Below are 18,827 nucleotides of genomic sequence, written 5' to 3'. Positions count from 1 at the left end.
GAGAGGACCCAAGTATGGCCGAGCCGCTGTCCACCCCCGCGGCGCCGGTGCCGCCGAATCATCGGTTCGATATCGGGCCCGTCCGGTATCCGAAGTTGTTCGGCGCCACCACCGTTCCCATTCCGATGTCGGACGGGGCCATCCTTACCGCCGATATCCTGCGGCCCGGTGACGGGGCAGGGCCCGCCAGGGAGCCGCTGCCCGCCATCGTCAACTTCACCCCGTACAACAAGATGCTCAACCGGCACGGCATGCGCTGGAACGACACGTTGCGCGCTGTCGGCCGCCGGGTGGGTTCCTCGGATCGGCGGCGGTTCACCGCGCGCGACGTACTGCACACGCCCGCGGGCGGCATCCTGGAACCGTTCGTGATCAACCGAACGGCGGTCCGCCGCGGCTATGTCGGGCTGATGATCGACGTGCGTGGCACCGGCACCTCGACGGGAACCTGGGATTTCTTCCAGCCGCGTGAACAGCAGGACTATCTGGAAGCCATTGCGTGGGTGCGCGAACAGCCTTGGTGCAACGGCGAATTCGCGGTAACCGGTATTTCGTACGGCGCCATCGCCGCATTGATCACGGCGGGCTTGCGACCGGAGGGCCTGCGCGCCGTGTTCGCCATCGAGGCGGGGGAGGACCCGATGCGCGAGCTCGGTCTGACCGGTGGCGTGCCGACGCCGGGGATGCTGCTGTGGATCCTCGCCGTCACCGGTTCGAAATGGCTACCGTCGGTACCAGGCCTGCTGCGCGCGGGGATGACCGGTCAGTTCCTGCGTGACCGGATCGCGGACCCAGCGGGTTGGGTGCGGCACGCGATCGAAATCGGGCTCACCGAGCGACATCCCGACAGCTTCCTCAATCCGATGTGGGCGGGCAAGCTGGCGCGCTTCGCGGACATCACGGCACCGACCTGGATCCACGGTGGTTGGCACGACGTCTACAACCGCTCGAACTTCCGGATGTTCGATCGAATCCCGTTGTCCGGCGGGGCAAAACAGGTCGTGGTCGACGACTCCTACCATCTCACCGTCGGCTCGGGGTTGGGTGCGCCCGACAGCCCGCAGGCGATCGACGAGCTGCAATGCGCCTGGTTCGACCGGTGGGTCAAGGACATCGACAACGGCATCGACCGCTACGGCCCGGTTACGGTGCGCAGGCAGGGCGACGGCCGGTGGCTGCGGCACCCGGTGTTCCCTGATCCCGCGGCCACGCGGCAACGGCTCTACTTGAACGCCGAGATCAGCGGCGCGGCAGCGCATGCCGGTACCGACGCGGGCCTGTCCTCGACGCCCACCGATACCGGATCGCGACTACCGCTGCCCACCGGGCGAATTCGGATGGCGTCCAACAACACCGGCGTCATGAGCATGGGCGTGACACTGTTGTTCGGGCGCAGGTTCGGCACCGACGACCGGCATGCCGAGGCGGGCGCTGTCGCGTTCACCAGTGCGCCGTTCACCACGGACACCGTCTTGTCCGGCCCGATGAACCTGCACCTGAACGTGGAAGTCGAAGGGGCGGACGCATTCTGGTCGGTGACCGTGTGCGACGTCGAGCCGGACGGCGCCTCGGTGCCGCTCACCCGTGGCGCGTTGCTGTCCAGTCTGCGAGCGATCGACGCCGCAGCCAGTGAGTACGTCGACGGCGAGCTGTTGTTCCCGCTGCATACGCTCACCGCCGAGTCCGCGCTGCCGGTGCCGCCCGGCGTGCCGTTCGTCGTCGACATCGAGATCAACCCGACCGAAGCGCTGGTGCGGGCGGGCCATCGACTACGGGTTGCGGTGAGCCGCAGCAGCTTTCCTCGGCACCTGATCCCGCCGTGGCTGCGACGCACCATCACCGGCCAGGCCATCGTGCTCGACCCCGAGCAGCCGAGCTACCTCACCTTCCGCGCGGCACCTGCCGACTGACACGCAGACGATCGGTCTCCCCGCAACAACTTTCGCCTGTGGCATTCGGCACGGTTCGCCGGGATTGTCCCGTTGGCGTACTTCGCTACTATGTACTACAAACCGTAGTAGCGGAGGGGAAGTCATGGGCAAGTTGCAGGGCAAAGTGGCCCTGGTCACCGGTTCCAGCCGTGGTATCGGACGCGGCATCGCCTGCCGTCTCGCGCGGGACGGCGCGCTGGTCGCGGTGCACTATTCGACCAACGAGGGGGCAGGCAAGGAGACCGTCCGGCTGATCGAGGCGGCGGGCGGTCACGCTTTTCTGGTGCGCGCCGAACTCGGTGCGCCGGAGGCGATCTCGGAGTTGTTCGCGCAGCTGGAACCGGAACTGCTCACCCGCACCGGCACCGTGCGGCTGGACATCCTGGTGAACAACGCGGCGCACGCCGGCTTCACCGGCACGATGCCCGAGGACGTCACGCCGGAGATGTTCGATCGGCACATCGCGGTCAACACCAAGGCGCCGTTCTATCTCACCCTGCGCGCACTGAGCTCGATGACCTCCGGTGGCCGGATCATCAACATCTCCTCCGGCATGACCAGGACCTCGCTGCCGTCGCAGATCTGCTACGCGATGAGCAAGGGCGCCATGGAACAGATCACCTTGCAACTGGCCCTGCACATCGCGCCCCGCGGCATCACCATCAACACGGTCGCCCCGGGCGTCACCAACAACGGTGATCCGGTCTTCGACGACCCGGACACCGTCGCCGAGATGTCCGCCTGGTCGGCCTTCAACCGGGTCGGCGAGGTATCCGACATCGCCGACGTGGTGGCCTTCGTCGCGTCCGAGGACGCCCGCTGGATCACCGGTTCCTACATCGACGCCTCCGGCGGCACCCTGCTCTGACCGCCCTACCGCAGGGTGGCGTGTTCGGGCCAGCCGTACAGGCCGAAGTGTTCGTTGTTGCGGAACATGTCCAGCCCGGCGCGGGTGCTGAGAATGGTGTCGTCCGGGATGTCGTCGACGTCGAACCAGCGCAGCTCCGAACAGCGCTCGGGTTCGCGGTTCCAGGGTTCGCCGGACCAGGTATCGGCCTGGAAGATGAACACGATCAACGCTTGACCGGGCGGGGATTGGATGTGCATCGAGGCGACCATCCGGACGTGCTCGCGCGCCACCTGCACCCCGATCTCCTCCTCGGCCTCCCGGATGACCGCAGTGAGCACATCCTCGCCGGCATCGAGCCGCCCGCCGGGAGCGTTCCATTCCCCGTCGCCGAACTCGGTGTTGCGCCGCCGCGCGAGCAGCACACGTTCACCCTTGGTCAGCAACAACTGCACTCCGATGACACTGCGGAAGATCGTCAACTGGCCTCCTGGTCGAGTTCGGGCAAGCGTACTATCCGCCCTCTCACCCGATACTCACTCGCATCCAGTGCAATTATGATCAGCATGACACCTTCGGTCTTCCTCATTACTGGCATTCAGGCGGCGGGGAAGTCGACTGTGGCGCAGGCGTTAGCCGAGCGACTGCCGCGGTCGGCGCATGTACGAGGTGACACTTTCCGAAGGTTCATCGTCGGTGGCCGGGACGAAATGAGCAGGGAGCCTTCGCAGGAGGCGCTGCGGCAGCTCTGTCTGCGGCATCGGCTCGCGGCGAATGCCGCCGACGCCTACGCGGAGGCCGGCTTCACCGCGGTGTTGCAGGACACCGTGCTCGGAGAGTTGTTGCAGTACACCATCGATCAGATCGAGACGCGCCCGTTGTACGTGGTGGTGCTCGCGCCGCGGCCGTACGCCGTCGCCGCCCGGGAAGCCGCGCGGGGCAAGCAAGCGTATGGCACGTTCAGCGTTGCCGACCTGGACGCGGCCTTGCGGCAGACCACCCCGCGCATCGGATTGTGGCTGGACACTTCCGATCTCACCGTCGAGCAGACCGTCGACCAGATTTTGACCCGCGCGGAACCGCTGCCGCAGTAACCCGCGCGGGCCTCCCCGCCGTTCAGTGGTGCTGTGCCACCGGACGATCGGTCAACGGGATTCAGCCGGTGGATCTGCTGCAGCGCCCTGAGCCGACCGTGTCAGCGTGACCACGTCTCCCACGCTAACCGTCGCAGGGCGGATCGGGCCGCGTAGCGTGCCCGATAGGCAAGAATTTGCTATGCCCGATCAGGGTTTCAGGACGGCCGTGGCGGGCTCAGTGGGGCAAGCGGCTTGGTAGCGGGCCCTTCGAGCACGGTGCCGTCGGGGGCGAACCGGGAACCGTGCAGCGGGCAGTCCCAGGAGCGCTCGGCGTCGTTCCAGCGGACGATCCCGTAGAGGTGCGGGCAGACGGCGGACAGCTCGGTGGTGGTGCCGTCGACCGTGCAGGTGGCGGTGGGGCGCAGGCCGTGCCGTTCGACGGTGCCGCAGCCCTCGGCCGGGACCTGATCGGACGAGTGGGTGGTCACGCGCAGCCAGCCGGTCGTGAGTTGTTGCGCGACAGCGCTGTTCGCGAGGGCGGCGGACGGTAGCGCCTTGACCTCGTTCGGCCGCCAACTGGCCAGCGCATCGGCCCAGTGCGGTGACTTGCCGGTGATCCGACCGGCCAGCGCCAAGGCGGCGGCGACGCCGTTGGTGAGGCCCCACTTCGCATATCCGGTGCCGAGCAGGATGTTCTCCCGACCGGGCAACAGCGGCCCGACATAGGGCAGTTCGCCGACCGGCGAGTAGTCCTGGGCCGACCACTCCTGCATGGGTTGCGCGGTGGGGAACCAGGTCCGCGTCCAGCTGAGCAGATCGTCGACCTTCGCGCGCTCGGACTTCGTGCGTCCGACGGGATGACCATTGCCGCCGACCAGCAGCACGTCCCCGTCCGGCGTCGGCGCGTACCGGAGGGAGCGAGTGGGTTGCCCCGCGCTGATGTACATCTCGCGCGGGATCGGTTCGGTCAGCCGGAACGCGGCCAAGTAGGAACGCTGTGCGGTGAGCCTGGCGAAGAACCCGCCGCGATCGAGTATCGGTGTGCCCGTCGCCAGCACGACGGTGCGCGCACCCAGATCGCCGTGTTCGGTCTCCACGGTGAGCTCGCCGTTGCGGCCGCTGTGCACGCCGCGCACGGAGGTCGACTCGTAGATCGGCGCCGCATGCGACTCGACCTGGGCCGCGAGTGCGGCGAGGACGGCCATCGGATCGGCTTGGGCCTGGTCGGCCAGCCGTACCGCACCGTAGTTGGGGAAGGGTACGTCGAGCTCGTCGACGAGCTCGGTGGGTAACCCGGCCTCCTGCGTCGCGTCGAATTCCGCACGCACCTTGCCGATTTCGTCTTCGGACTGCGCGTAAGTGAGTGCCGCCTGATGTTGCACGGCGACGCCGTGCTCCGCGCAGAACCGCAGCAACCATTGCTGCCCTTCGCGATTCGCCGCCACATAGTCACGCAGGGTGCCCACGGAGTGGCGCTTTCGGATCTGCTGTGCCCGGGTGCCCTGCAGCAGGCTGATCTTGCCGGTGGTGGCGCCGGTGGTGCCCGCGCCGACCCGCTTGCCCTCCACGACGGCCACTTGCACGCCACTCTCGGCGAGCAGCAGCGCGGTCACCAGCCCGGTGAGACCGCCGCCGATCACGACGGTGTCGAAGCGTGATCCTGGCGTCAATCGCAACCGCGCTGGTACTTCGGCGTCGTTCAACCATAGTGGCGTCATAGTCCCGGCATAACCGGTCCGCGACCGGGCAAACCCGAGCTCGATGTCTGAAAACTGGCTAGATAACCGCGCGGCGGTCGGTTTCTTTCCTTACGATCATCCCATGAATGTGCGTGCGCGGGAGTTCGGACTGCAATTCCCTGGAGCCACTGGGGAATTGAACGCTATCACCGACGTGCCCGGGGTCGAGGTGGGTTACACCACCCTCATTCGCGGCGAGGACGTGCGCACCGGCGTCACGGCGATCCTGCCGCGCGGTCGCGAGCGGGTCTTCACCCCGTGCGCCGCGGGCTGGTATTCGCTCAACGGCAACGGCGAGATGACCGGAACCGTCTGGCTCACCGAGACGGGTTCGCTGGCGCTGCCCATCCTGATCACCAACACCCACGCCGTCGGCACCTGCCACCGGGGGATCATCGACTGGCTGGTCGAGGCGTTTCCGGAACTACCCGACGACTGGTCGCTGCCGGTCGTCGCCGAAACATGGGACGGCTACCTCAACGACATCAACGGCGCGCACGTCACGTCGGCCGATGCCATGGCGGCCATCGAGACCGCAGCGGGTGGGCCGATCGCCGAGGGTAGCGTCGGCGGCGGCACCGGAATGAACTGCTACGGATTCAAGGGCGGCAGCGGCACCGCGTCGCGCCGCGTCGGTTACGGCAAGGACACCTACACCGTGGGCGCCTTCGTCCAAGCGAATTTCGGTGCCCGCAAGGAACTTACGATCCGTGGCGTGCCGCTGGGCGAGGCGCTGGCCGAGGACGATCCGCTGGGTGCGTGGGCCGCCCCGGCGGGGTCCGGCTCGGTCATCGTCGTCGTCGCGACCGACGCGCCGCTGCTGCCGGGCCAGCTGACCGCGATGTCGCGCCGGGTGCCGCTCGGTCTCGCCCGCACCGGCACCACCGGCTCGCACTTCTCCGGTGATATCTTTCTCACCTTCTCCACCGCCAACGAGGGCGCGCTCACCAGTGCCTTCCCCAATGGCGAAAGTCGGTATGAACAGCTGACATTCATCCCATGGGGTCAGCTCAATCCGTTCTACGACGCGATCGTCCAGGCCGTCGAGGAAGCTGTCGTGAACGTGCTGTTCGCCGGCGAGACGATGGTCGGCCGGGACGGCCATCGCTCGCCGGCGCTGCCGGTGGACACGGTGCTGAAGTTGCTCACCACGAAATAGCGGTGTCCTGCATCAACTCTGCCTCGGTGGCCTCGTGCACCGCGAGCCAGCGGACGAACTCCTCGAACGACTCCTTGCGCTCCGGGCCCGCCGTGGACAGCATCTCCTCTAACAGCTCGCGCATCCGATTGTGTTGCAGAACAAGCAGTTCCACAACGTTTCTATGATGGCGCGATGTCATGTCCTCGCCTCGTTCGTGCCTGTGTGCTTACTTCGGGACCAGAATGCCGGTCAGGTCGGCCTTCTTGATCGGGGTATCCGGATTCGCCTGAGCCGTGCACATCAACTTGATCGCCGCGATCGACGCGTCCACGGTCTGATCCTGCGTGGACGGCGCCTCGCCGCCGCGTTCCTGCTCGAGGAACTTGGTGACGGTGATCCGCTGCTTGTCCGGATCCTGCGCGGTGAACTCGTTGCACGGCGTATCGCCGCCCTTGTTGACGAGTTTCTCCGGCTCGTCACCGCAGCCGCCCACGAAGAACGCCGTGGCCAGCGCGAACACGCAGAGCGAGGTGGTGGTTCTGGTCATCATCAGCCTCCGAATCCGGCGAGCGCGCCTGCGAGATCAGACGTGTCGAGTACCTCGAGCGCCTGCTGGCGCACGTCGGGGCAGTGCTGGGTGGTGATCTTGTCGATGACGCCGCGGTCCTTCAGCACGGTGTCGTTCAGCCCGCCGTTGCGGGCCGCCCAGTTGTGCACGGTGCCGTTGAAGGCCACTCGGCCCAGCGCCGCACCCTCGGTGCGCCACTTGTCGATATCCGGGCGCATCATGTCGCACAGCTGCTTTGCCGCCGCGTCGGAGACTTGATCGTCCGGGTCGGGCACCTGTGCCGTGGTCGACGGCATGGTCAGCATGACCGTGTTGTCGGGGGTGGCGGGGGCCGCCGGATCCTTGTTGTCGTCCGAACACGCGGCGAGCAACGGGGCCGCGGCGAGCGCACCGGAGAGCAGCAGTGCGCGCAGCATCGGCCGATGGCGATGTCGGGTCATGTTTTCTCCTCTGGCGATGGCCGCCGCGGTCGGCGGCGTCACGGTGCGCAATACCCGGGCCCGATTTGCCCAATCAATGGCCGGCCTGGTCGGTGAGGCCGAGGCCCTCCTTGTTCTTGAGGCGGCGGTGCTCGAGCACGATTACGAGCACGCCGATCACCACGCAGGCCACCGTGGCGATGGCACCGATGATCGCCCAACCCTCGAAGCCGTATCCGGCGGCGGTCAGCGTCAACCCGAGGCCGACCAGTCCGAGCGCGACCAGGATGATGCCCGGCCAGTTGCGGGCGTCCTCGATGGATTCACCGACGTGGGCGCGTGAGGTCCTGGTGTAATCCGGGAAATTGTCGTCGGGACGTCCGTGGTGCTCGGCACCGCCGTGACCCGTGGTCGTTTCGTCCGGTCCGGGAAGCATAGGGGGTCCTTTCTGGTCCAACCACCATCAAAGGGGGCATTCGAACGCATACCCGGACGAACAGGGCTCAATCGGCGGCGCGAAGCACCTGCTCGGTCGCGGAGACGATCGCGAAGTCCGGGATGGCGTCGAGACCGTACCGGCCGCACGGCACGGACTGATCGCCGAGCACCACGGTCGGCACGCCGTAAGGGGCCCAGCGGCGCGCCGGGACAACCGGCGCGAACAAGGAAACGACCGGCGTGGCCACGGCGGCGGCCAGCGGCGCGGCACCGGTGTTCGGGGCGACCACCGCGTTGGCATCGCGCAGCACGGCGGCCAGACCGGCCAGATCCGTGGCGCCGCCGAGATCACGGGCATGCCCGTCGGCGACGGCATCGGTGAGTGCCCGCTCGGCCGGGCTGCCGGTCACCACCACGCGATGCCCCGCGTCGACCAGCGCCGCGGCCACCTGCCTGCTGCGCGTCGCCGACATCCGGCGAGAGGGTTCGGCGGCACCCGGATGCAGCACCACATAGCCTGGGCCACCGGTCAATTCGTCGACCTCGGGCAGATCGTCGCGGACCCGCAGCCGGTGACCGGCGGGCGGATAGCCTGCCGCGACAGCCAGCGACAAGGCCCGAATCTGCTCCGGCATATCGTCTTTCACCCGATGCCGGACATCGAGCAGCGAACCGGCCTCGTCGGTGGTGATCGCGCTGATCCGCGGCACACCCGCCATCCGCAGGATCAGCGCGAGCGGCAGCGGCGACTGGTGCTGGGAGGTACTGATGATCGCCTCGTCCGGCGCGAGCATGCGCAGGCATTCGATCAGGGCGCGCACGGACGCGTGGGTCAGCGGCGGCGGATCGGCGTCGAGCCAGGGGGCCTCGAACTGGAGTACCCGGTCGATGCCCGGCAGTAGTGCGGCGGCCGAGCTGCCGCGCGGGCCCGCGAGAAAGGTCACGGTGTCGGCGACCCGGGCGACCGCGCGCACGGCGGGTCCGGCGAGCAGGACATCACCGGCGCTGTCCAGCCGCGCCACCAGGACGTGGCCGGTCATCGCGTCCGCAACGTCGGGTGCGCGGCGGTGCACTCGGCGAGCGCCGCGTCCCAGCGGTCGAGGAACTGGTCGATGCCGAAATTGGCCTGCGCCCAATGCCGTGCGGCCTTGCCGGTCAGCTCGGCGAACACCGGTTCGTGCAGGAACTGCCTGATCGCCTCGGCGAGAATGTCCGGCTCGGTGGAGACCACGCCCGCGTCGGCGGGGATCGACGCGGAGGCCTCGGTCGTGCCGAGCGCGACGATCGGCATCCCGAGGTACATCGCCTCGATCACCGACAAGCCCAGCGACGTCCAGCGCGGCGTGTGCACGAACACGCGGCGGCGGGCCAGCTCGGCATGGAGCCGGTCCTGGATGAAATCGCCTGCACCACATACCCGTTCGGACGGCACCTGGAGCGCGTTGGGCAGGTCTTCGGTGCCGGTGCCGTACACGTCGATCGGCGCGGCCAGCGAGAGCGGGGCGAGCAGGTCGGTGCCGGTGATCCGCCAGCGCGGGATCGGATCGTTGATAATTGTTGCGGCCCTGGGTAGTTCGCCCGTGTACAGCAGGCCGGGGTCGCGCACACCGTGCGGGATGACGGTGGTGGGGCAGCGGCCGTTGTCCCACATCAGCCGGTTGAAGGGGGTGACGTGGACCAGCGGTATATCGGTGCGGTCGGCCAGCGGATGCCGGGTGAGCGCCGCGTGCTCACGCGGGGTTTCGTGCTCGACGTAGACCGCGGGCAGATCGGTGCCGGGTGATCTGCCCAACCATTGCGCCACCAGATCGAGTTCTCCGGGGCGTTGCAGCACAACGACATCGATGTTCTCGCCTGCGAGATCGGCCGGTGCGATGTCGCGGGCGCTGGGCCAGGGGCGACCGCACAGCCCGCGCGCCCATTCGCTTCCCGGCGCGCCGTCGCGACCGTCATACGGTACGAGGTACCGATGCTTGCCCTGGACAAACGAGTTCAGCCAGGGGCCGTGCACATGCCAGACAAGAACGTTCAGCGGTTCGGCCGCCCCGTTCGTTTGAGTCGTCGGAGCTTCCATATGGCTCGGGTGCCCGCGTCAGGGGTTCCGAAACGCCCACTCTTCATCGACTGCCGACGAGTTGACCGGCGGGGGTCGCGTTATCGAACGCCCGGATGATCGGGACGGCTTGCACTCGGCCTGGTACTTCCACGGCCGGCTGGTTAATTTTCGGCAGACCGGGTACCTCTAACCTGCGGAAACAGCCCGTGGACAGCTGGGACGGGGTGAGTAGGAGATGACCGGTGATGGACGCTACCGGAGAGTCGAGCAAGCGCGGGCCGTCCGTGCCGAACAGTGATACCGACTGGAATCGCACCGTCCGTGGCGAGACCGAAACCGAACGGCTGGACCGCAATTGGAGCAACCTCATCCAGGAGCTGCGGGTGGTGCAGACCGGCGTCCAGTTCCTGATATCGGCTCTGCTCATCGTGCCGTTCCAGCCGTCCTTCGCGACACTGTCGCACGGGCTGCGGGTGCTCTACCTGGTGACATTGTTCGCGGCGATCGGGGCGACGGTGTTCCTGGTCGCGCCGGTCTCCTGGCATCGAATCCTGTTTCGGCGCCACCGGCTCGGCAATGTGGTCGCTGCGGCGCACCGCTGCGCGATGGCAGGCGTCGGCCTGCTCGGCGTCGCGCTGATCGGGGCGACGGTGCTGGTGGTCGCCATGGTCACCGGGACGGCCGACGCGGTGGTCGCGGGTGTGGTCGTCGCGGCGCTGTTCCTGGTCGCGTGGTTGATCGCGCCGCTGTTCTGGCGCAGAGCCAGCAGGCCCGACGACGAAGCGGGCTGACGGCATTCAGTGGGCCGAGACGACTTCGCCGGCGTGCGCGGGCGCTGCCCGGTGGTAGGCGGTCAGCGTTTCGAGGGCGACCTGATCCCAGGCGTAGCGACTCGCGGCGCGCTGGTATCCGGCCGCACCCCAGGTGTCACGGAGGGTCCGGTCTTCGAGCAGCTGGCGGACCGCCCTGGCCACAGTGAGCGGATCCGGCGGTGCGACAAGCCTGCCGGTGACCCCGTCGACGACGGTGTCGAGCTGACCGCCGACCGCGGTGGCCACCACCGGTTTCCGGCAGGCCATCGCCTCCAGCGCCACCATGCCGAACGGTTCGTACCACGGGGTGCTCAGCACCACGTCGGCGGACCGATACCAGCGGGGCAGCTCGCTGCGGCGGAGCTGGCCGAGCATCCGAAGCCGGTCCTGCACACCGTATTCCATCGCGAGTCTGCGCAGTCGCCTGCCCTCGCTGTCGTCATCGATGTCGTCGCCGACCGGTCCGCCCGCGATCACGAGTTCGGTGTCCGGCAGCTCCGGTAGTGCTTTGATCGCGACGTCGAATCCCTTGCGCGGCACCAGCCGGCCGACCGAGAGCACGCGGTGCATGCGGTGGCGCTGCCCGCGTTCGGCGGCCGGGCCCTCCGGGGTGAAGGCCGACAGGTCCACGCCGCTCGGCACGACCGAGATGCGGAACCGCGGGATGCCCATCCTGGTCAGCTCCAGCACCTCGTCCGAGCAGGTCGCCACGATATGGGCTGCGCGCCCGGCGATCAGGCGCTCGAAACGGATGCGCGAGCGCGGGCTGGTGTCGGCCAGGCCCTGATGGCGGCGCCGTACGGTGCCGAGTGCGTGGAAGGTGACCACCACCGGAATCCCGTGGGCGCGTGCGGCCAATTCCGCGGCGAGGCCGGACATCCAGAAGTGGGCGTGCACGATGTCAGGGGTGTCCAGGCCCCACTGTCGCTGCAGGAAGGTGCCGAAATCACCGAGGTGCGGCAGACTTTGGTCTCTCGGCAGTGGTTCGGCCGGGCCGGCGTTCACATGTACGACGCGGTAGCCCGCGTCGGTGACCAACTCCGGCAAGAGATTCGGAGCATCGCGGCGGGTGTAAACGGTGACCTCGTGTCCGCGCCGCGCGTAGGCCGCCGCCAATTCCGCGACATGGATATGCTGGCCGGTCACCGCGGTGGCACTGAGGGGGCTGGCGTTCTCGGAAACCATGGCAATTTTCACGATGTGCTCCGTTCTCACCACGACGGGCACAAGGCGGCGCTGCGCGGTGCCCGCGACCAGGCATCGCGTGACATGTGTGGAATTCGGCTATGTCACAGATATGCCCGTCGGCGCGCGAACGAAACCCTTGACCCCGCTGAGTGATACGCGACGGAGTCAGATCATCGACACAATGATGCCGAGTGCCGCCGCGGTGAACAGGACGACCAGCATGATCGTCACGACGATCGCGACGACGCTGGTGCCGGGGAAGTGATGGCTGGTCGACGGCTCGGGAGCGGACAGGCCGGAGGTCTGCGCGGTCTCCGGCGGCGTGGAGCCCGGCGCTACGCCGCCGCCGCGCTCCAGATCGGGGGTGGTTGCCGGGTCGGGGTCCATGGCGGCCATCACGTGCCTACTTCCCGTCGTTGCCCGGCGATTCCGGGGCGTTCGGTCGGCGGCCTTTCGATTTACGCGACATGACTACGGCGCCGACGAGCACCGCGATTCCGATGATCACCAGTATTTCCATATGCAGGGCCTACCCGCTCGGCACACCGTCAATCCGGGTAGTTTGCCCGTTCGTATTGCGGGCAGACGATCATCAAGAGATTCGCCGCGGGCCGCGCATCCGTGCCCGCGCGGAGCTGCGGTGGTGCCTGAATTTGTGACATCGGCAACGGACCGTGCGACACTAGAGGAAGGTTGAGACTACAGCCGACCCCGGTTCGACGCCTGGCGCACCACACCCGCCGAAATCCGGTCGATGGGATCGTCGCGACGGCCTATTCGCAATGTTGCGACAGTTGCTCGCCCCTTCTCTTTCCTCGACCGGACGTGCTGCGTGGAGCTGGAATTCCCCCCTTATACGGGAGGTTCAGTTATGTCCGTTAGTTCCGCTCTGCATTCGTACGCAGAGGGCGTGCACCGGAATGGTTCGGGGCCGAGCCACGACAATCACTCCTGGGCGCAGCGCGTCGACCGTCGCCACGAATGCGTGGTGGTCCGCGCCGAAGGCGAATTGGACGCGGCGGCCTGCCCCCAGTTCTTCGCCACCGTCGAACAGGCCGTTCGTTCCAACTGCCACGTCGTGGTGATCGATCTACGCGCAGCGAGGTTCCTGAGCCTGCGGGCCGCGAGCACCCTCGGCTCGGTCCGGCAGCGCGCCGCCTGCGAAGGCACCGATGTCCGCATCGTCGCCGGTCGGCATGCGATCGAGCGGTCGCTCGAGGTCTCCGGCGTCCGGCCGCTGTTCAATCACTATTCGTCGATGCGCGCCGCACTGGACGCGTGAGGAACGACCGACGCAGGAGCAGCGCCGATTCCGGCGTGGCGACGCCGGATCTGTTCGCGTGGCGTACGCCGACGACGGATACTTGCGCTGTGACTGAAATGGGGCCGGTGCAGCCGGAGGATTCTTTGGCGCTGGACCGGGTGATCGGCTTGGGGACACCGCAGAGTGTCGGTAGTTTTCGTTTCTGGTTCGCCGATCAGCGCTGGGAATGGTCGGACGAGGTCGCCGCGATGCACGGCTATTCGCCGGGCACCGTGGTACCGACTACCGATTTGCTGCTGACCCATAAACACCCCGACGATCGCGCCCAGGTAGCCAACGCACTGGCGAAATCCATCGAGCACGGCGAACCGTTCTCCAGCAGGCACCGGATCATCGACACCGCGGGCGAGATCCACCACATCATCGTCGTCGCCGACCACCTCTTCGACGACGGCGACCAGGTCGCGGGCACCGCCGGGTACTACATCGACGTGACCGACACCCTCGAGCACCATCGGCAGGAAGCACTCGACGACGCGCTGCCCGAACTGTGGGCCTCCCGTGCGGTGATCGAACAGGCCAAGGGCGCGGTGATGCTGGTCTACGGCGTCAGCTCCGAGCAGGCGTTCCGGGTGCTCAGCTGGCGCTCGCAGGAGACCAACATCAAGCTTCGCACCTTGGCTTCGCGCCTCGTCGCCGACCTCGCCACGCTCACCGGCGCGACCGCGGGATTGCGCACCCGATTCGACCATCTCCTGCTGACCGCACACGACCGCATCAACGCCGACTGAGCCTGCGCGCACGTTTCGGGTGCGCCGCGGCGGGTACGACGGAAGCGATGAGGAGCGCTGCGGCCTCGAAGTTGTTGCCTGTCGCGGCGCTGGGTGCGGGCGGCCCGGAATAACTCGGATGGGCGGTTACCGACGGCACCGGGTTCGGCTGCGAGAGCAAGGTGGTGATGGGCATGGGGGAATCGACTTCCCGATCCTCAACGGAAACAACAACGGTCGGCGTCCGAATCCCCGCGCAGCTGGAACAGTTGACGATGTTGCGCGCGCTCGCCGAGACCGTCGCCCTCATCGCCGACTTCGCTCTCGACGAGGTCACCGACATTCGCCTCGCGCTCGATGAGGTCGCCACCTCCCTGATCCTGGACGCGGTGCCCGGATCCACCTTGGACTGCGAATTCACCTATGACAGCAAGCAAATGTTCGTCCATGTCGCCTCGGTGGCCACCTCGGAGTCGGTGGTGGGGCAGGCGGGGTTCGGCTGGCACATCGTGCGCACGCTGACCCATTCGATCGCCGCCGCGCAAGCGCCGTTCGACGGCGTCCTATCCGGGTATCCCACTGTGGTCGACTTCAGTTGGATACGAGGGGCATCGGATGGCGGGTGAATCGAGATCACGCGGCGACAGCTACGACAACATCGAGCCGCTGTTCGAGAAGATCGCCGCACTGGACGAAGGGGACCCGCGTCGCGAGACGATGCGCGAAGAACTGATCGGCCGCTGCCTACCGCTCGCCGAGCACATCGCGCGTAAATTCGCCGGGCGCGGTGAGAATTTCGACGATCTGCTGCAGGTCGCCCGGCTCGGCCTGGTGCAGGCGACGGACCGGTTCGACGTCACCCGCGGCTCGTCATTTCTGGCCTTCGCGGTGCCCACCATCATGGGCGAGGTGCGCAGGCATTTCCGGGACAACACCTGGGCGGTGCGAGTACCGCGGCGCACCAAGGAGATTCAACTCAGCATCGGCGCCACCGTGGAGGCGCTGTCGCAGCGGCTCGGCCGGATACCGCGCGCCCGCGAGATCGCCGACGAGCTGGACGTCGACATCGTCGAGGTCACCCAGGCGCTGATCGCCGGCAACGCCTACCAGTCCTCGTCCATCGACGCGGTGGCAGGCGACGATATCGAGAACGCGCCGTTGCCGCTGCTGGAAAGCCTTGGCGCGGAAGAGCCCTCCTACCATCTGGTGGAGGACTACCTCGCCGTGCGGCCGCTGATCGAAGAGCTGCCCGAGCGGGAGCGTCAGGTGCTGATCATGCGGTTCTTCGAGTCCAAGACGCAGTCGCAGATCGCGGACGTGCTCGGGGTCTCCCAGATGCACGTCTCGCGGATTCTGTCGAAAACCCTGAATCAGCTGCGCGATCAGGCATTACGCGACTGATCGCCGAATTGTCCCGGCTCAGAGAGGGTTCGGCGGGACCGGGTCGGTCGGTGGTGGTACCGGGTCGGTCGGCGGGAACGGCGAACCGGGGTCCGGGACCGGCGGGAGCGGATCGGGGCGGCCGGGGTCCGGCGGGGCGGGCGCCGGGTCGGGACCGGGGACCGGTGGTACCGGGTCCGGCGGCGCGGGTGCCGGATCAGGGCCGGGCACCGGCGGAACCGGATCCGGGTTCGGGTTCGGGCGCGGTGGCACCGGGTCGGGGTTCGGGTTCGGGCTCGGCGGTACCGGATCAGGATTGGGCGTCGGGGGTACGGGACTGGGATCGGGAGACACGGGACTGGTCATCTGTATTCCTCCTTCGTTCGGCGTTACCCAGCCGGGTCCGGCTGAATCAACCGCGATCGCCACCTCGTTGCTGGTGACTCGGCTCACAGACGCGCTGTCGGTCAGTGCATTTCGGGCCGGATGTGCCCGGTTCGACAGTGGAGTGCGCTACAGCCGGTTTGCCCGAAGCCGAGGTCGGGTACGTGAAAGGGAGCCGGACATACGATGCCGATGGCTCAGGGAGCTCGTTTATGAACGAACACCGACTAGGCACCCGGATTCCGTACGCCGGATCGGGGAGCTCGAGGTCGCCGAAATACTCGCAGGAAATCCAGTCGCCCGAGCGGATGGATCGCATGCGCTTCGGAAATGTGGAGCGCACACGCGTCACCAGAAACCACGACATCATCCGGCAGTGGGCCGAGCGGCGCGGTGCGCGCCCGGCCACCATGCCGGGTAGTGAGGACAACGGTCAGCTCAGGGTGCTGCGCTTCGATTTTCCCGGGTACGGCGGAGCGGTGCTGCGGCCGGTGAATTGGGACGAATGGTTCGCGACCTTCGACGAGCGACACCTGCATTTTCGCTATCAGGATCGTCGCGCGGACGGGACACCGAGCAATTTCAACCGCCTGGAACGCCCGACTCGCGAGGATCGCTGAGTTCGGGCCGACAAGCAGATATTGCCCCCGATACACCCTTGCGGTGATACGGGTGAATAGCTGGTAGCGGGAATGTGTCGGGAGTCACGTAACGGTTGCGTAACGGCGCGATTCCGACCATGGTGGATAACTAGTCAGACGCTGATCAACTGGCCCGAAGGGGTCACGGCAGCGTGAGTCGCACCGTCCCCGGTGGGGCTCGATGGCTACTGATCGAGCGTCCAGTCGACGTTTACCGAACGGTCTGTTCGGGTACTCGCAAGGTCGGCAAGGTGGCTCGAACAGCGGAATGTCGCGTCGGTCTGGGGATGCGAATTTCCGCACCAGCCGACGCGTGTCCGCGTGTCTGCAAAGGATTGGGTATTTGAGCGCGAACCTGATGATCGTTGAAGACGACGACAGGGTCCGTGGGGCGCTTCGGCTCGCCATGGAGGACGAAGGCTACGACGTCGAAGAGGCCGAGGAGGCCGAGGACGCGCTCACCCATCTGCGCAGCAACGGTGTGCCCGATGTCATGATCGTCGACCTGATGCTCGGCGGCATGGACGGTTTCGACTGCATCCGCGAGATCAGACGCGAGCACGACGTGCCGATCATCGTGGTCAGTGCCCGCGACGATACCCACGATGTGGTGGCCGCGCTGGAGGCCGGCGCCGACGATTTCGTGACGAAACCTTTTGAGATCAAAGAGATCACCGCGCGCATGCGCGCGGTCCGCCGCCGGGCTCGGCCCACCGTCGAGCGGGAGGCACCACAGGAGATGGTGCTCGACGCCGACCCGGATGCCCCGCTGGTGCTCGCGCAGGACGGCGGCGTGGTCCGCCGCGGCGACGAGGAGATCCGGTTGACGCTCACCGAGTTCCGGCTGCTGTGTGAGCTGGCCGAGGCGCCGGGCCGGGTGCTCAGCCGCACCGTGTTGCTCGAAAGAGTCTGGGACCAAGGATTTTTCGGCGACGAGCGGATCGTCGACGTGCATATGCGCAGGCTGCGCACCAAGATCGAACGGGACCCGTCCGATCCGCGCATCGTGGTGACCGTGCGCGGGCTCGGCTACCGCCTCGATGTCCAGCGCTGAGCGCTGGTTCGATCCGAAACGCTGGAGTCTGCGCGGTCGGGTGACGGCCATGTTCGCGGCGATCACCGCGCTCATGTCGCTGGTGCTCGTCGTGTCGGTGTTCACCATCAGCCGCAGCTATCTGCAGCACGCGCAGTCCGGTGTCACCGATCTGGAGTCGAATCTGGACTTGCTGCGCAACGTGCTGATCGGCTGTGCCGTGGTGGTGACGCTGATCGGCGCGGCGGTCGGCTGGTGGGCGAGCAGGCGGGTGCTGACGCCGCTGCACGAGCTGGCGGGCACCGCGGCCAGGATCGCCTCCGGTGATCTGGATCTGCGACTGTCCACCAACCGCGACCAGGATCTGGCCATCACGGTGGAGTCGTTCAACAGCATGGTCGACTCGCTACAGCGGCGTATCGAGCGCGAGCATCGGCTGTTCGGCGATGTCAGCCACGAACTGCGCACGCCGTTGACCACGCTGACCGCCAGTGTCGACGTGCTCAACCGGCACCGCACGGATCTACCGGAACGGTCGCAACGCGCGCTCGGTCTGGTCAGCGACGAGGTCGACCATCTGCGGCGGCTGCTCGACGACCTGCTGGCCTTGGCGCGGGTCGAGGCGGGCATGCACCGCGGCGATATGGAGCCGCTGTCGGTGCGCGATCTGCTGACGCACACGCTGGCCGAGCGGCGGTACCCGGCGGACTTGCTGACGATCGACGAGGACGTCGTGGTGCGCGGCCGCAAACTCGAGTTGGAGCGGGCGGTCGGCAATCTACTGCGCAACGCCGATCTGCACGGCGGTGGCGTCGTCGCGGTCCGCGCCGATCGCACGGGCCGGGACGCGGTGATCGTGGTGGACGACGCGGGCCCCGGGGTGCCGCCGCCGGACCGGGTGCGCATCTTCGAACGTTTCGCGACCGCGCGCAGTGGACGCCGTTCGGCGACCGGGACCGGCATCGGGCTCGCGCTGGTGTCCGAGACCGTCACCAAGCACGGTGGCCAGGTCGAATGCACCGACCGGCCGGGTGGCGGCGCCCGGTTCGTCGTCACCGTGCCGGGGATCGACGCAATCGAGTCGTAACACAACCGTAATGAAGTCGACCAGGCCACCTCAAAGTTGGTTCGTAAGCCTGG

General features: G+C 67.3%; 24 protein-coding genes. 12 read left to right on the top strand and 12 right to left on the bottom strand.

The window, feature by feature from the left end; all coding sequences use genetic code 11:
- Positions 1–14 precede the first annotated feature (14 nt).
- A complete protein-coding gene (locus DMB37_RS05230) occupies positions 15–1,910 on the top strand; it encodes a CocE/NonD family hydrolase (RefSeq protein WP_135231726.1) in 1,896 nt (631 codons plus the stop codon).
- A 124-nt stretch (positions 1,911–2,034) separates the two neighbouring features.
- Entirely contained in the window at positions 2,035–2,799 is a 765-nt protein-coding gene (locus DMB37_RS05225) for an SDR family oxidoreductase (protein WP_107657613.1), read from the top strand.
- Positions 2,800–2,804: 5 nt separating this feature from the next.
- Here the strand turns inward: DMB37_RS05225 and DMB37_RS05220 are convergent, their stop codons facing one another.
- Positions 2,805–3,260: an NUDIX domain-containing protein gene (locus DMB37_RS05220; RefSeq protein WP_135231725.1), complete on the bottom strand. Its 456-nt coding sequence runs from the start codon at positions 3,258–3,260 to the stop codon at positions 2,805–2,807.
- A gap of 75 nt (positions 3,261–3,335) precedes the next feature.
- Between DMB37_RS05220 and DMB37_RS05215 the strand changes: the two genes are divergently transcribed.
- The gene (locus DMB37_RS05215) at positions 3,336–3,872 is read left to right on the top strand and encodes an AAA family ATPase (protein ID WP_135231724.1); all 537 of its coding nucleotides are present in this window, start codon (positions 3,336–3,338) and stop codon (positions 3,870–3,872) included.
- A 197-nt stretch (positions 3,873–4,069) separates the two neighbouring features.
- Here DMB37_RS05215 and DMB37_RS05210 read toward each other — a convergent pair whose 3' ends face one another.
- Positions 4,070–5,572, bottom strand: coding sequence for an FAD-dependent oxidoreductase (locus DMB37_RS05210; RefSeq protein ID WP_135231723.1), 1,503 nt, complete (start codon positions 5,570–5,572; stop codon positions 4,070–4,072).
- A gap of 103 nt (positions 5,573–5,675) precedes the next feature.
- Between DMB37_RS05210 and DMB37_RS05205 the strand changes: the two genes are divergently transcribed.
- Entirely contained in the window at positions 5,676–6,752 is a 1,077-nt protein-coding gene (locus DMB37_RS05205) for a P1 family peptidase (RefSeq protein ID WP_135231722.1), read from the top strand.
- Here the strand turns inward: DMB37_RS05205 and DMB37_RS40420 are convergent.
- From DMB37_RS40420 to DMB37_RS05180, 6 genes are all read right to left on the bottom strand, one after another.
- Positions 6,739–6,906, bottom strand: coding sequence for a hypothetical protein (locus tag DMB37_RS40420; protein WP_167768752.1), 168 nt, complete (start codon positions 6,904–6,906; stop codon positions 6,739–6,741). The genes DMB37_RS05205 and DMB37_RS40420 overlap by 14 nt on opposite strands.
- Before the next feature lie 54 nt (positions 6,907–6,960).
- Positions 6,961–7,284, bottom strand: coding sequence for a hypothetical protein (locus DMB37_RS05200; RefSeq protein WP_135231721.1), 324 nt, complete (start codon positions 7,282–7,284; stop codon positions 6,961–6,963).
- Positions 7,284–7,742, bottom strand: coding sequence for a hypothetical protein (locus DMB37_RS05195; RefSeq protein ID WP_135231720.1), 459 nt, complete (start codon positions 7,740–7,742; stop codon positions 7,284–7,286). Before DMB37_RS05195 ends, DMB37_RS05200 begins: the two co-directional genes overlap by 1 nt.
- Before the next feature lie 73 nt (positions 7,743–7,815).
- Positions 7,816–8,157, bottom strand: a complete 342-nt coding sequence (locus tag DMB37_RS05190) for a hypothetical protein (protein WP_135231719.1) — start codon at positions 8,155–8,157, stop codon at positions 7,816–7,818.
- A 67-nt stretch (positions 8,158–8,224) separates the two neighbouring features.
- Positions 8,225–9,199 (bottom strand): glycosyltransferase family 9 protein, encoded by a 975-nt coding sequence (locus tag DMB37_RS05185; protein ID WP_135231718.1) that lies wholly within the window; start codon positions 9,197–9,199, stop codon positions 8,225–8,227.
- Positions 9,196–10,233, bottom strand: a complete 1,038-nt coding sequence (locus DMB37_RS05180) for a glycosyltransferase (RefSeq protein ID WP_135231717.1) — start codon at positions 10,231–10,233, stop codon at positions 9,196–9,198. The genes DMB37_RS05185 and DMB37_RS05180 overlap by 4 nt, the downstream gene beginning before the upstream one ends.
- A gap of 227 nt (positions 10,234–10,460) precedes the next feature.
- On the opposite strand from DMB37_RS05180, the gene DMB37_RS05175 reads away from it, so the two are divergent.
- Positions 10,461–11,006: a DUF6328 family protein gene (locus tag DMB37_RS05175; protein ID WP_135231716.1), complete on the top strand. Its 546-nt coding sequence runs from the start codon at positions 10,461–10,463 to the stop codon at positions 11,004–11,006.
- A gap of 6 nt (positions 11,007–11,012) precedes the next feature.
- On the opposite strand, the gene DMB37_RS05170 is transcribed toward DMB37_RS05175, so the two are convergent.
- Positions 11,013–12,224, bottom strand: a complete 1,212-nt coding sequence (locus tag DMB37_RS05170; protein WP_135231715.1) for a glycosyltransferase — start codon at positions 12,222–12,224, stop codon at positions 11,013–11,015.
- Between the two features lie 156 nt (positions 12,225–12,380).
- Positions 12,381–12,611, bottom strand: a complete 231-nt coding sequence (locus DMB37_RS05165; RefSeq protein ID WP_135231714.1) for a DUF6480 family protein — start codon at positions 12,609–12,611, stop codon at positions 12,381–12,383.
- Between the two features lie 475 nt (positions 12,612–13,086).
- Between DMB37_RS05165 and DMB37_RS05160 the strand changes: the two genes are divergently transcribed.
- Both DMB37_RS05160 and DMB37_RS05155 read left to right on the top strand, forming a co-directional pair.
- The gene (locus tag DMB37_RS05160; protein ID WP_135231713.1) at positions 13,087–13,497 is read left to right on the top strand and encodes an STAS domain-containing protein; all 411 of its coding nucleotides are present in this window, start codon (positions 13,087–13,089) and stop codon (positions 13,495–13,497) included.
- Positions 13,498–13,595: 98 nt separating this feature from the next.
- Positions 13,596–14,270: a PAS and ANTAR domain-containing protein gene (locus DMB37_RS05155; protein ID WP_135237355.1), complete on the top strand. Its 675-nt coding sequence runs from the start codon at positions 13,596–13,598 to the stop codon at positions 14,268–14,270.
- Here DMB37_RS05155 and DMB37_RS40925 read toward each other — a convergent pair.
- A complete protein-coding gene (locus DMB37_RS40925) occupies positions 14,257–14,445 on the bottom strand; it encodes a hypothetical protein (protein ID WP_135231712.1) in 189 nt (62 codons plus the stop codon). The two genes, DMB37_RS05155 and DMB37_RS40925, sit on opposite strands and share 14 nt — an antisense overlap.
- Here DMB37_RS40925 and DMB37_RS05145 point away from each other — a divergent pair.
- Complete coding sequence (locus DMB37_RS05145; RefSeq protein ID WP_167768751.1) at positions 14,444–14,875, top strand: ATP-binding protein; 432 nt, start codon at positions 14,444–14,446, stop codon at positions 14,873–14,875. The two genes, DMB37_RS40925 and DMB37_RS05145, sit on opposite strands and share 2 nt — an antisense overlap.
- Positions 14,865–15,650, top strand: a complete 786-nt coding sequence (locus DMB37_RS05140) for an RNA polymerase sigma factor SigF (RefSeq protein WP_135231711.1) — start codon at positions 14,865–14,867, stop codon at positions 15,648–15,650. Before DMB37_RS05145 ends, DMB37_RS05140 begins: the two co-directional genes overlap by 11 nt.
- 18 nt (positions 15,651–15,668) lie before the next feature.
- Here the strand turns inward: DMB37_RS05140 and DMB37_RS05135 are convergent, their stop codons facing one another.
- Positions 15,669–15,995 carry a hypothetical protein gene (locus DMB37_RS05135; protein WP_135231710.1) on the bottom strand — a complete coding sequence of 109 codons (327 nt, stop codon included), beginning with the start codon at positions 15,993–15,995 and terminating at the stop codon, positions 15,669–15,671.
- A 335-nt stretch (positions 15,996–16,330) separates the two neighbouring features.
- On the opposite strand from DMB37_RS05135, the gene DMB37_RS05130 reads away from it, so the two are divergent.
- From DMB37_RS05130 to DMB37_RS05120, 3 genes are all read left to right on the top strand, one after another.
- Positions 16,331–16,633, top strand: a complete 303-nt coding sequence (locus DMB37_RS05130; protein ID WP_234391062.1) for a hypothetical protein — start codon at positions 16,331–16,333, stop codon at positions 16,631–16,633.
- A 364-nt stretch (positions 16,634–16,997) separates the two neighbouring features.
- Positions 16,998–17,708, top strand: coding sequence for a response regulator transcription factor (locus tag DMB37_RS05125; RefSeq protein ID WP_135231709.1), 711 nt, complete (start codon positions 16,998–17,000; stop codon positions 17,706–17,708).
- Positions 17,695–18,774, top strand: a complete 1,080-nt coding sequence (locus tag DMB37_RS05120) for a HAMP domain-containing sensor histidine kinase (protein ID WP_135231708.1) — start codon at positions 17,695–17,697, stop codon at positions 18,772–18,774. The genes DMB37_RS05125 and DMB37_RS05120 overlap by 14 nt, the downstream gene beginning before the upstream one ends.
- Positions 18,775–18,827: the final 53 nt, after the last annotated feature.

This window comes from Nocardia sp. CS682 (assembly GCF_004634405.1).
Lineage (GTDB): Bacteria > Actinomycetota > Actinomycetes > Mycobacteriales > Mycobacteriaceae > Nocardia > Nocardia ninae.
The sequence above is the reverse complement of the archived record's forward strand: the minus strand, read 5'-3'. Positions and strand labels throughout refer to the sequence as shown.

What these genes read in the sequence shown, in the direction of transcription:
- DMB37_RS05230 (WP_135231726.1), top strand. Translation starts at nt 15, where the DNA reads ATGGCCGAGCCGCTGTCCACCCCCGCGGCGCCGGTGCCGCCGAATCAT.
- DMB37_RS05225 (WP_107657613.1), top strand. Translation starts at nt 2,035, where the DNA reads ATGGGCAAGTTGCAGGGCAAAGTGGCCCTGGTCACCGGTTCCAGCCGT.
- DMB37_RS05215 (WP_135231724.1), top strand. Translation starts at nt 3,336, where the DNA reads ATGATCAGCATGACACCTTCGGTCTTCCTCATTACTGGCATTCAGGCG.
- DMB37_RS05210 (WP_135231723.1), bottom strand. Translation starts at nt 5,572, where the DNA reads ATGACGCCACTATGGTTGAACGACGCCGAAGTACCAGCGCGGTTGCGA.
- DMB37_RS05205 (WP_135231722.1), top strand. Translation starts at nt 5,676, where the DNA reads ATGAATGTGCGTGCGCGGGAGTTCGGACTGCAATTCCCTGGAGCCACT.
- DMB37_RS05200 (WP_135231721.1), bottom strand. Translation starts at nt 7,284, where the DNA reads ATGATGACCAGAACCACCACCTCGCTCTGCGTGTTCGCGCTGGCCACG.
- DMB37_RS05195 (WP_135231720.1), bottom strand. Translation starts at nt 7,742, where the DNA reads ATGACCCGACATCGCCATCGGCCGATGCTGCGCGCACTGCTGCTCTCC.
- DMB37_RS05190 (WP_135231719.1), bottom strand. Translation starts at nt 8,157, where the DNA reads ATGCTTCCCGGACCGGACGAAACGACCACGGGTCACGGCGGTGCCGAG.
- DMB37_RS05185 (WP_135231718.1), bottom strand. Translation starts at nt 9,199, where the DNA reads ATGACCGGCCACGTCCTGGTGGCGCGGCTGGACAGCGCCGGTGATGTC.
- DMB37_RS05180 (WP_135231717.1), bottom strand. Translation starts at nt 10,233, where the DNA reads ATGGAAGCTCCGACGACTCAAACGAACGGGGCGGCCGAACCGCTGAAC.
- DMB37_RS05175 (WP_135231716.1), top strand. Translation starts at nt 10,461, where the DNA reads ATGGACGCTACCGGAGAGTCGAGCAAGCGCGGGCCGTCCGTGCCGAAC.
- DMB37_RS05165 (WP_135231714.1), bottom strand. Translation starts at nt 12,611, where the DNA reads ATGGCCGCCATGGACCCCGACCCGGCAACCACCCCCGATCTGGAGCGC.
- DMB37_RS05160 (WP_135231713.1), top strand. Translation starts at nt 13,087, where the DNA reads ATGTCCGTTAGTTCCGCTCTGCATTCGTACGCAGAGGGCGTGCACCGG.
- DMB37_RS05155 (WP_135237355.1), top strand. Translation starts at nt 13,596, where the DNA reads ATGGGGCCGGTGCAGCCGGAGGATTCTTTGGCGCTGGACCGGGTGATC.
- DMB37_RS05145 (WP_167768751.1), top strand. Translation starts at nt 14,444, where the DNA reads ATGGGGGAATCGACTTCCCGATCCTCAACGGAAACAACAACGGTCGGC.
- DMB37_RS40925 (WP_135231712.1), bottom strand. Translation starts at nt 14,445, where the DNA reads ATGCCCATCACCACCTTGCTCTCGCAGCCGAACCCGGTGCCGTCGGTA.
- DMB37_RS05140 (WP_135231711.1), top strand. Translation starts at nt 14,865, where the DNA reads ATGGCGGGTGAATCGAGATCACGCGGCGACAGCTACGACAACATCGAG.
- DMB37_RS05135 (WP_135231710.1), bottom strand. Translation starts at nt 15,995, where the DNA reads ATGACCAGTCCCGTGTCTCCCGATCCCAGTCCCGTACCCCCGACGCCC.
- DMB37_RS05130 (WP_234391062.1), top strand. Translation starts at nt 16,331, where the DNA reads ATGCGCTTCGGAAATGTGGAGCGCACACGCGTCACCAGAAACCACGAC.
- DMB37_RS05120 (WP_135231708.1), top strand. Translation starts at nt 17,695, where the DNA reads ATGTCCAGCGCTGAGCGCTGGTTCGATCCGAAACGCTGGAGTCTGCGC.